Annotated in this window: 8 protein-coding genes; 3 read left to right on the top strand and 5 right to left on the bottom strand. The window is 69.0% G+C overall.

Annotation, left to right across the window (positions count from 1 at the left end):
- Positions 1 to 282 precede the first annotated feature (282 nt).
- Positions 283 to 1,605, bottom strand: coding sequence for a DNA polymerase IV (locus ON31_RS11085; protein WP_370450484.1), 1,323 nt, complete (start codon positions 1,603 to 1,605; stop codon positions 283 to 285).
- Positions 1,606 to 1,904: 299 nt separating this feature from the next.
- Here ON31_RS11085 and ON31_RS11080 point away from each other — a divergent pair, with 299 nt between their 5' ends.
- The gene (locus ON31_RS11080; RefSeq protein WP_039812467.1) at positions 1,905 to 2,780 is read left to right on the top strand and encodes a UTP--glucose-1-phosphate uridylyltransferase; all 876 of its coding nucleotides are present in this window, start codon (positions 1,905 to 1,907) and stop codon (positions 2,778 to 2,780) included.
- Positions 2,781 to 2,787: 7 nt separating this feature from the next.
- Here the strand turns inward: ON31_RS11080 and ON31_RS11075 are convergent, their stop codons facing one another.
- Complete coding sequence (locus ON31_RS11075; RefSeq protein WP_051037093.1) at positions 2,788 to 3,276, bottom strand: C40 family peptidase; 489 nt, start codon at positions 3,274 to 3,276, stop codon at positions 2,788 to 2,790.
- A gap of 310 nt (positions 3,277 to 3,586) precedes the next feature.
- Between ON31_RS11075 and ON31_RS11070 the strand changes: the two genes are divergently transcribed.
- Positions 3,587 to 4,657, top strand: a complete 1,071-nt coding sequence (locus ON31_RS11070; protein WP_255222054.1) for an alpha/beta hydrolase — start codon at positions 3,587 to 3,589, stop codon at positions 4,655 to 4,657.
- On the opposite strand, the gene ON31_RS11065 is transcribed toward ON31_RS11070, so the two are convergent.
- Positions 4,605 to 5,183 (bottom strand): TetR/AcrR family transcriptional regulator, encoded by a 579-nt coding sequence (locus ON31_RS11065; protein ID WP_051037092.1) that lies wholly within the window; start codon positions 5,181 to 5,183, stop codon positions 4,605 to 4,607. The genes ON31_RS11070 and ON31_RS11065 overlap by 53 nt on opposite strands.
- 74 nt (positions 5,184 to 5,257) lie before the next feature.
- On the opposite strand from ON31_RS11065, the gene ON31_RS11060 reads away from it, so the two are divergent.
- Positions 5,258 to 5,671, top strand: a complete 414-nt coding sequence (locus ON31_RS11060) for an organic hydroperoxide resistance protein (protein ID WP_029929268.1) — start codon at positions 5,258 to 5,260, stop codon at positions 5,669 to 5,671.
- A gap of 83 nt (positions 5,672 to 5,754) precedes the next feature.
- On the opposite strand, the gene ON31_RS11055 is transcribed toward ON31_RS11060, so the two are convergent.
- Both ON31_RS11055 and ON31_RS11050 read right to left on the bottom strand, forming a co-directional pair.
- Positions 5,755 to 6,510, bottom strand: coding sequence for a PLAT/LH2 domain-containing protein (locus ON31_RS11055; protein ID WP_029929270.1), 756 nt, complete (start codon positions 6,508 to 6,510; stop codon positions 5,755 to 5,757).
- A 111-nt stretch (positions 6,511 to 6,621) separates the two neighbouring features.
- Positions 6,622 to 7,959, bottom strand: a complete 1,338-nt coding sequence (locus tag ON31_RS11050; RefSeq protein WP_051037091.1) for an MFS transporter — start codon at positions 7,957 to 7,959, stop codon at positions 6,622 to 6,624.
- Positions 7,960 to 8,099: the final 140 nt, after the last annotated feature.

Here is an 8,099-nt window from a genome sequence, read left to right as displayed (position 1 = left end):
GCGTGGCGACCGCGATACGTCCGGTCTTCTGAAGCTTCAACTGCTCGTCCTTTGCGTTCGAGTAGGTCCGTTCGTCCATGTGACAGCCGCCCGTAACCCGACCGGCGGCGCTGCACGAGGCACCAGGCTAACAGTGCTGTGGCCGGAAATAACTCCTCGAACCCGGTGCGGAGCAATTTCAGAATGAACCCACAGAGTTCGGCGAGGGTATCGCCAGGCGCACAGTCGATTCGCCCCGCCGCCGCGGCGCCGTGAGCGGGGCGGCGACCTCGGCCGACGCCGTCAGCGCAGGCTGCCGAGCGGGTCGGCGCGGCGCAGGTCGGGGTCCTCGGCGGCGAAGGTGCGGGCGGGGCCGGGGCCGGTGGAGCGGGTCTCGAAACGCACCGTCACCACGCCGTGGCCCGCGCCCTGCACCCAGCCGTGCCCGAACTCCGGATGTTCGACATCCGCCCCGGGATACCAGGTCTGGGTGGTGTAGGAGCGGGTGGGCGGCGGCACCTCCGGCTCCGGCCCGGCGGCCAGCGCGAGAGTCGGCTCCTCCGAGACCGATTCGGTGTCCACGGTCCGGTCCAGTTCCGGGAACAGCGATTCCTGACGTATCTCCGACAGTCCCGCGAAACCCACGCCGACCAGGCGAATCGGCCCCAGCTCGGCCGGATCCAGGGCCGAGCGCTGGGCGGCGGCGGCGAGGGTGGCCAGATCCTCGGTGGCGTAGGGCAGCGTGGAGGACCGGGTCACGATGCTCATATCGGACTTCTTGAGTTTCAGCACCACGGTGCGGGCCGCCCGACCGTCGGCGGTGAGCCGCCGGTACGCGGCGGCGGCCATGGCCTCGATGGCGGGGCGCAGCTGCGCGAGGTTGACGATGTCGGATTCGTAGGTGGTCTCGGCGCTGATCTGTTTGGCCTCGGCTCGTTCGGCGACGGGCCGGTCGTCGATGCCACGCGCCAGCCGGTGCAGGGCCGCGCCCACGCTGCCGCCCAGAATCGAGGCGGCCTCACTCTCCGGCAGCGCCGCGAACGCCCCCACCGTCTCGATTCCCAATGTGCGCAAACGACTTTCGGCGACCGGACCGATTCCCCAGAGTTTGCGCACCGGCAGCGCGGCGAGCATGTCCCCCTGTTCCTCGGGTGAGATCACCCGCACCCCATCGGGTTTGGCGAGTCCGGAGGCGATCTTGGCGAGCTGCTTGCCGCTGCCCGCGCCGACCGAGGCGACCAGGCCGGTGCGCTCGCGCACCGATTCCCGCAGCTGCTCACAGAATTCCAGCACCCGCTGCGGCGTCGCCCCCGCCAGTTCCGCGGGTTCGCCGAACGCCTCGTCGAAGGACAGCGTCTCCAGCACCGGAATTCGCGCCCGCAACACGTCGAACACCTGCCCGCTCAGCTCCGCGTACACCGCCCCGCGCGGCGGCACCACCACCGCGCCCACCCCCACCAGGCGGCGCGCCATATGCATGGGCATGGCCGAACGCGCCCCGAACACCCGCGCCTCGTAACTGGCCCCGGCCACCACACCGCGCCCGCCCACGCCCCCGACCAGCACCGGCCGTCCGCGCAGCGTGGGCCGGGTGAGCTGCTCCACCGACGCGAAGAACGCGTCCATATCGATATGCAGCACCCACCGCCGGGTCGAGCGGATTCGCTGTTCGCGGTCCGGCCGGATCGGTTGGAGATCGGCGGCCGCGTGACCGTTCGACCCGTCACCGGCTGGGAGGTGGCTGTCGATCTGCTGAGAGTCAGACCCGACCGAGCGGTGTGCTGCGGGTGATTTGCCCGATGTCGCGCCGGGCCGCTGACCAGGCACAACGTACCCGTCAGTCGGTTCGGCGGCGGTGTTCACATCGAGAAATCTACGCTCGGCTACCGACAGGTACGACGCCGCGGATGTGTGATGATCGGGGCATGACTATTCGCAAGGCCGTGATCCCCGCCGCGGGTATCGGCTCCCGCCTGCTGCCGCTCACCAAGGCGATCCCGAAGGAGATGCTGCCGGTCGGCGACAAACCGGTGATCGAGCACACGGTCCGCGAGCTGGTCGCCTCGGGAATCACCGATATCACCATCGTGGTGAGCGCCGGAAAGTCGTTGATCCAGGACCACTTCCGGCCCAATCCCGCCCTGGTGGCGCAGCTGCGCGCCGACGGCAAGCAGGCGTACGCCGATGCCGTGGAGGAGGTCGGCGAACTCGGCCGCCTCGGCCATATCACCTACCTGGACCAGCACGGCCCCTACGGCAACGGCACCCCGGTGCTGAACGCGGCCCGCACCCTGGGTGACGAGCCCATGCTGGTGCTGTGGCCCGACGATGTGTTCGTCGCCGAGGTGCCGCGTGCCCAGCAGCTCATCGACGCCTACGAGAAGACCGACGCGCCGGTGCTGGCCCTCATGCCCATGGACCCCGCCGAATCCCAGCGCTACGGCGTGCCGGTGGTAGAGGAGGAGCACAGCGACGGTCTGATGCGCATCTCGGGCCTGAAGGAGAAGCCCAAGCCCGCCGACGCGCCCTCCTCGTACGCGGCAATCGGCGGCTATGTGGTGACGCCCGGCATCATCGCGGAACTGCGCCGCCAGGTCGACAACTGGTACACCCACCGCACCGGCGAGGTGTACCTGACCGACGCCATCAACACCTTCGCCGCCAACGCCCCGGTCTACGGCCAGGTCATCCGCGGCCGCTGGTACGACACCGGCAATCCGGCCGACTACCTGGTCGCCCAGTTCGCCTCCGCGCTCAACCATCCGGAGTACGGCCCGCTGCTGCGCGGACTCTGCGACTGACGCTCGATCAGTAGAACCGGCGCACGGAGAAGATGTCGAAGTCGGACAGCGGGGTCAGTCCGACCGGAACCCCGGGCGAGTGCGCATTGAGAACCTGCCCGGCCCCCGCGTAGATGCCCACGTGCGAGGCGTCGCCGTTGAGCACGATCACATCCCCCGGCTGCAGTGCGCCGACGGGCACGGTCAACCCGGCCTCGGCCTGCTGCCACGTGGTGCGCGGCATGTCGATACCGACGCTGCGGAAGGCCCACTGCACCAGCCCGGAACAGTCCCAGGCGTCGGGTCCGGTGCCGCCCCACCGATAGGGCTTACCGGTCTGGGTGGTGGCCAGGCCGAGCGCGACCATGGCCCGGGGACTGGCGAGCGGCAGTTGCGCCGAACCCGACGCGCTGCCGGAGGCCGAGCCGCTGCCGCTGCCCGAGGCGGAACCGGAGGCACTTCCGGTATCGGAGTGGGCCGTGCCCGCCCAGAGCACACCGGCGCACAGCAGGGTCATGGTGGCCGCAACGGCCCGGATCAGGCGGTGGATCGCTTGTCGTCGCACGTGCTCGTCCTTCGGTCGGCACTCCCCGAACGCTCATTGATCACGCAACGCTCATTAACCACGTATTTGCCGTCTCTTCTGTTGTAACCCAGAAGTGCGACGAGTCGTCGAACCCGCCACCATGCGTGTCCTGAGACTCCGATCACAAACCGTGGCCGGAATGTGACATTGCACCCCCATGGAAATCGGGGCATAAGTAGCATTTCGGCGTCCCGCGGGGGTCCGGGAGTCCGCATCCGCCAGCTACTACAGGGGCCCTGAGTTGACTCGTCGTATCAGGGCGCGAGCGCTACTGCTCGCGCTGACAGTGGTTTTCGCCTGCGCACTGCCCGGCACGCCGGGACCTGCCGCGGCGGGGCCACCGCCCGACCCGGTCACCACCACCGGAACCCTCATGGCCACACCGGTTTCCGCGGACGGCTCCACCATCTCCTCGTACCGCGTCCGCGACGTCCGCAACGTCACCCTCACCGTGCACTCGGCCGCCATGGACCGCGACGTGGTGGTGGAGGTGCAGCGCCCCGCCGACACCTCGGTGCCCCGACCGGTGCTGTACCTGCTCAACGGCGCTGGCGGCGGCCAGGATACGGCCACCTGGCGACGCAATACCGACGCGACCGAATTCTTCACCGACAAGAACGTGAACGTGGTGCAGATCGTCGGTGGCGGCTTCACCTACTACACCGATTGGCGCGCACCGGATCCCCAGCTCGGCACCAATATGTGGCGTACCTTCCTCACCGAGGAGCTGCCGCCCCTCATCGACGGCGCGTTGGGCACCAACGAGATTCGCGCCATCGCCGGAATGTCCATGTCCGGCACCAGCGTTCTGCAGTTACCCATCGCCGCACCCGGCCTGTACCGCGCGGTGGCGGCCTACAGCGGTTGCGCCCGTATCAGCGACCGAATCGGCCAGCAGTTCGTGAAATTGGTGGTCGCGGCGGGCGGCGGCGACGTGCACAACATGTACGGCCCGCCCGACGACCCGATGTGGGTGGCCAACGACCCCTACGTGCACGCCGAGGGTCTGCGCGGTCTGGAGCTGTACCTGTTCAACGGCACCGGCCTGCCCGGACCGCGCGACACCCCCGGCGATATCCGTAGTCTCGGCCCCAATGACGGCGGACTGATCCAGCAGCTGGTGGTCGGCGGCATCATCGAGGCCGCGACCGACTGGTGCACCCGCAGTCTGGTGGACCGGCTACAGCAGCTGGACATTCCGGTAACCGCTGATTTGCCACCTCGGGGTACGCACTCCTGGGGCTACTGGGAGGACGCGCTCAAGCGGTCGTGGCCGGTGCTGGCGCGGGGGCTGGAGCTATCCGAGTCCTGAGCTGCGCCAGGGCGGTGTCCACGCCGGCGCGGACCGTCGCCGGATCGCCGAGACCGCCGCTGAGGGCCACGCCGTCGCGCACCAGCAGCAGGTAGTGGGCGGCGGTATCCGGGTCGTCGTGCCCGGCCGCCGCCAACCGCTCGCGCACCAGCCGCCGGAACCAGTCCCGGTAGTCGGCCACCACCGCGCGCACGGCGTGCGCGGGGTCCGGGAATTCCACGGCCGCGTTGAGGAAGGGGCAGCCGCGGAAGCCGGGCGCACAGCTCAGCTCGCCGAGCCGCTCGAAAATCACGGTGACAGCGGCCATTCCGGAATCGGGCACGGCTTCCAGCACGGCACGCTGGCGCTCGTACTCACGCGCCAGATAGGCCACCACCAGATCGTCCTTGGTGCGGAAGTGCCGGTAGAAGGTGGCCTTGGCGATACCGGCCTCGGCGATGATCCGGTCGATGCCCACGGTGTGGACGCCCTCGGCGTAGAACAGCCGGGTGGCGGTCTCCAGGAGTCGATCGCGGGCGGCACTCATACCTTGACGATAGCAGACAGATCTGTCTACTCTGGCCGACGAAGTGAACAGACAAGTCTGTCTAGGAGGACTCCATGGCTCCCATGTACACCGCCGTCGCCACCTCGGTCGGCCGCGAAGGCCGTTCCTACAGCGATGACGGCATCCTCGACCTCACCCTGGCCCGTCCCAAGGCGCTGGGCGGCGACGGCGCGGGCACCAATCCCGAACAGCTCTTCGCCGCGGGCTACTCGGCGTGCTTCGCCAGCGCGCTGCAGCTGGTCGCCAAGCGCATGAAGCTGGACGCCGACGAGGCTGCCGTCACCGCGGAGGTCGGACTCAACAGCCGCGAGGGCGGCGGCTTCAGCCTGTCGGTGGTGCTGCGGGTGGAACTGCCCGAACATCTGCACAACGAATCCGGGCGGGCGCTGGTCGAGGCCACCCACCAAGTGTGCCCGTACTCGCACGCCACCCAGGGCAATATCCCGGTCGAACTCGTCGTCGAGTAGCCACCGCCGGTCACATCGCGCGCGACCGGCGAGCTGTTCGAGATCGCGCTCCGCTGAGTCCTTCTCAGCCGAGGCTGCTCCGCCTAGTCCTTCTCCGAGAGCGAGAACGTCTGCTGCGGTGAGGTCCAGTCGAACCAGCTGTCCGGTTCCGCCAGCCAGGTGCGGCCGGTGGCGGTGTCCTCCACCGCCACCCGCCGCAGCTGCCAGCGGTCGGAGTCGGTGCTCATCCCACCGAGCCGGACCTCGAGATCGGTCGGCGGATCGTGCGCGATGTAGGTGTAGGGCCCGTAGCGGCGACGCGCGCCGCTCTCCAGATCCTCGGCGGGCCCGTTCAACGGCAGCCACACCAGATGGCAGTCGGTGTGGCCGAGCAGCCGGACCAGAATGCTGCCGGTGGTTCCCGCACCGGGTTCCCGGCCGGTTTCCAGGGTGATCCGGTAGCGGGCGGACGGCTCTCGGTGCAGCCGGAATCCGCGCGTCAGCACGGTGTCGACACTGCCGGTCTCCTCGGGCACCACCGCGGCCGCGAAACCCTGTTCGGTCTCGGGCACCGGCGTGCTCTGCCACAGCGTGTGGGCGTCGAGATCCTCCACCTGGAACCAGTCGATGGCCGCGAGGGTCCAGGTCGACTCCTCGGAGTCGACGCGCACCCACAGCTCGGTGAGATCGTCGAGGGCGGTGCCGTAGTCGATGTGGAAGGTCTGCTCACGCCCGATCTGAGTGGGGTCACCGGGTAGATGCACCGCCGCCTCACCCGTGGCGGCCCCGGTATCCCCGAGCCGCACATACACATTGCCATTGCTGCCCGCCTGGTCGGCACCTCCGTACCGGACGGTCACAGCGAATTTCGGTCCACAGGCCATATCGCCACCTCCGATAGCCGGGTAACCACACCGGAACGCCGGAAACCCGGGGTGGTCGCCGCGACGCACGCCCACCCCGGATGCCGGTCAGGCCGACGGAGCGGCCGCGACCCGAGCCGGAACCACGGGCACGGCGTCGGTCTCGGGCACCTCGGTGCCGCGCAGCGACGCGCCCACCGTCTCCCGCAGGAAGGCCCAGGCCACCAGGCCGACCAGACACGCGCCCACCATGTAGAGCGCCGGGAACAGCGTCCAGCCGGTGCCCTCGATCACGGCCTCGTTCACCAGCGGCGCGGTACCGCCGAAGAGCGCCGTGGACACGTTGTAGCCGAGGGCGAATCCCGCATAGCGGACATGGGTCGGGAAGATGGCCGGGAAGGTCGCGGTGATCGTCGCCAGCTGCGGCAGGTAGAGCAGCCCCAGCACCACGAAGCCGATCACGGCCCAGACGATGCCCTGCCCCATCAGCCAGTACATCGGTATGGCGAGCACCGCCAGACTCAGCAGCGACACCAGCCACATCGGCCGCCGCCCGACCCGGTCGGAGAGATGACCGAAGGCGGGCAGCGACACCATCATGATCAACTGGCCGATCAGCATCATGGCCGTGGTGGTCGACTCGTCGACGCCGATGGTGTTCTCCAGATAGGTCGGCTGGTAGGTGAGCAGCGTGTAGTTCACCACGTTCAGCGCGATCACCAGGCCACCCAGGGTCAGCAGCTCACGCCGGTAGTCACGCAGCAGCACGCGCAGACCGGTGCGCGGGTGCTGCTGCTCCTTCACCTCGGTGAAGACCGGGGACTCGTCCAGCTTGGTGCGCAGATACCAGCCGATCAGGCCGAGCGGCACGGCCAGCAGGAAGGGGATGCGCCAGCCCCATTCGTACATGGCGTCCGACCCCAGCGCGAGCTGGCAGGCCAGCACGACGGCCGAACCGCCCACGAAACCACCGAGGGTGCCGAACTCCAGGAAGCTGCCGAGGAAGCCGCGGCGGCGGTCCTCGCAGGACTCCGCGAGATAGGTCGCCGCGCCGCCGTACTCGCCGCCGGTGGAGAAGCCCTGCACCACGCGCAGGGAGATGAGCAGGATGGGCGCCAGCACCCCGGCGGTGGCATGGCTGGGCAGCACGCCGATCAGGCCGGTGGCGGCCGCCATCAGCAGAATCGTCGTGGCCAGGACCGCTTTTCGGCCGATGCGGTCGCCGAGCGGCCCCCACACCATGCCGCCCAGCGGACGCAACATGAAGGAGATCGCGAAGCCGAGCATGGTGCCCAGTACTCCGAGATCTCCGGGAAAGAACGCGGCCGTGATGTAGGTGGCCGCCGCGGCGTAGACGCCGTAGTCGAACCATTCGGTGGCATTGCCCATGGCGGCGGCGGCCACCGAACGGCGCTGTTGTCTGGGTTCCGGATCGCGGCTAGTCATGCCAGCTCCTCTCCCCCGCGAATTGGCGTATGTCGCTTCCGCGCCGTGAGGGCACGGCGCACACGAAATAACCGAGTACCCGGGACGCGGATTCGGCAAACCACAGCTACCGTCCAGCAGCGCCCGGGCAATACCGCTAC

Source organism: Nocardia otitidiscaviarum NBRC 14405 (assembly GCF_000308635.1).
Taxonomy (GTDB): Bacteria; Actinomycetota; Actinomycetes; order Mycobacteriales; family Mycobacteriaceae; genus Nocardia; species Nocardia otitidiscaviarum.
Note: the sequence above shows the minus strand (reverse complement) of the source record. Positions and strands in the feature narration are given on the sequence as shown.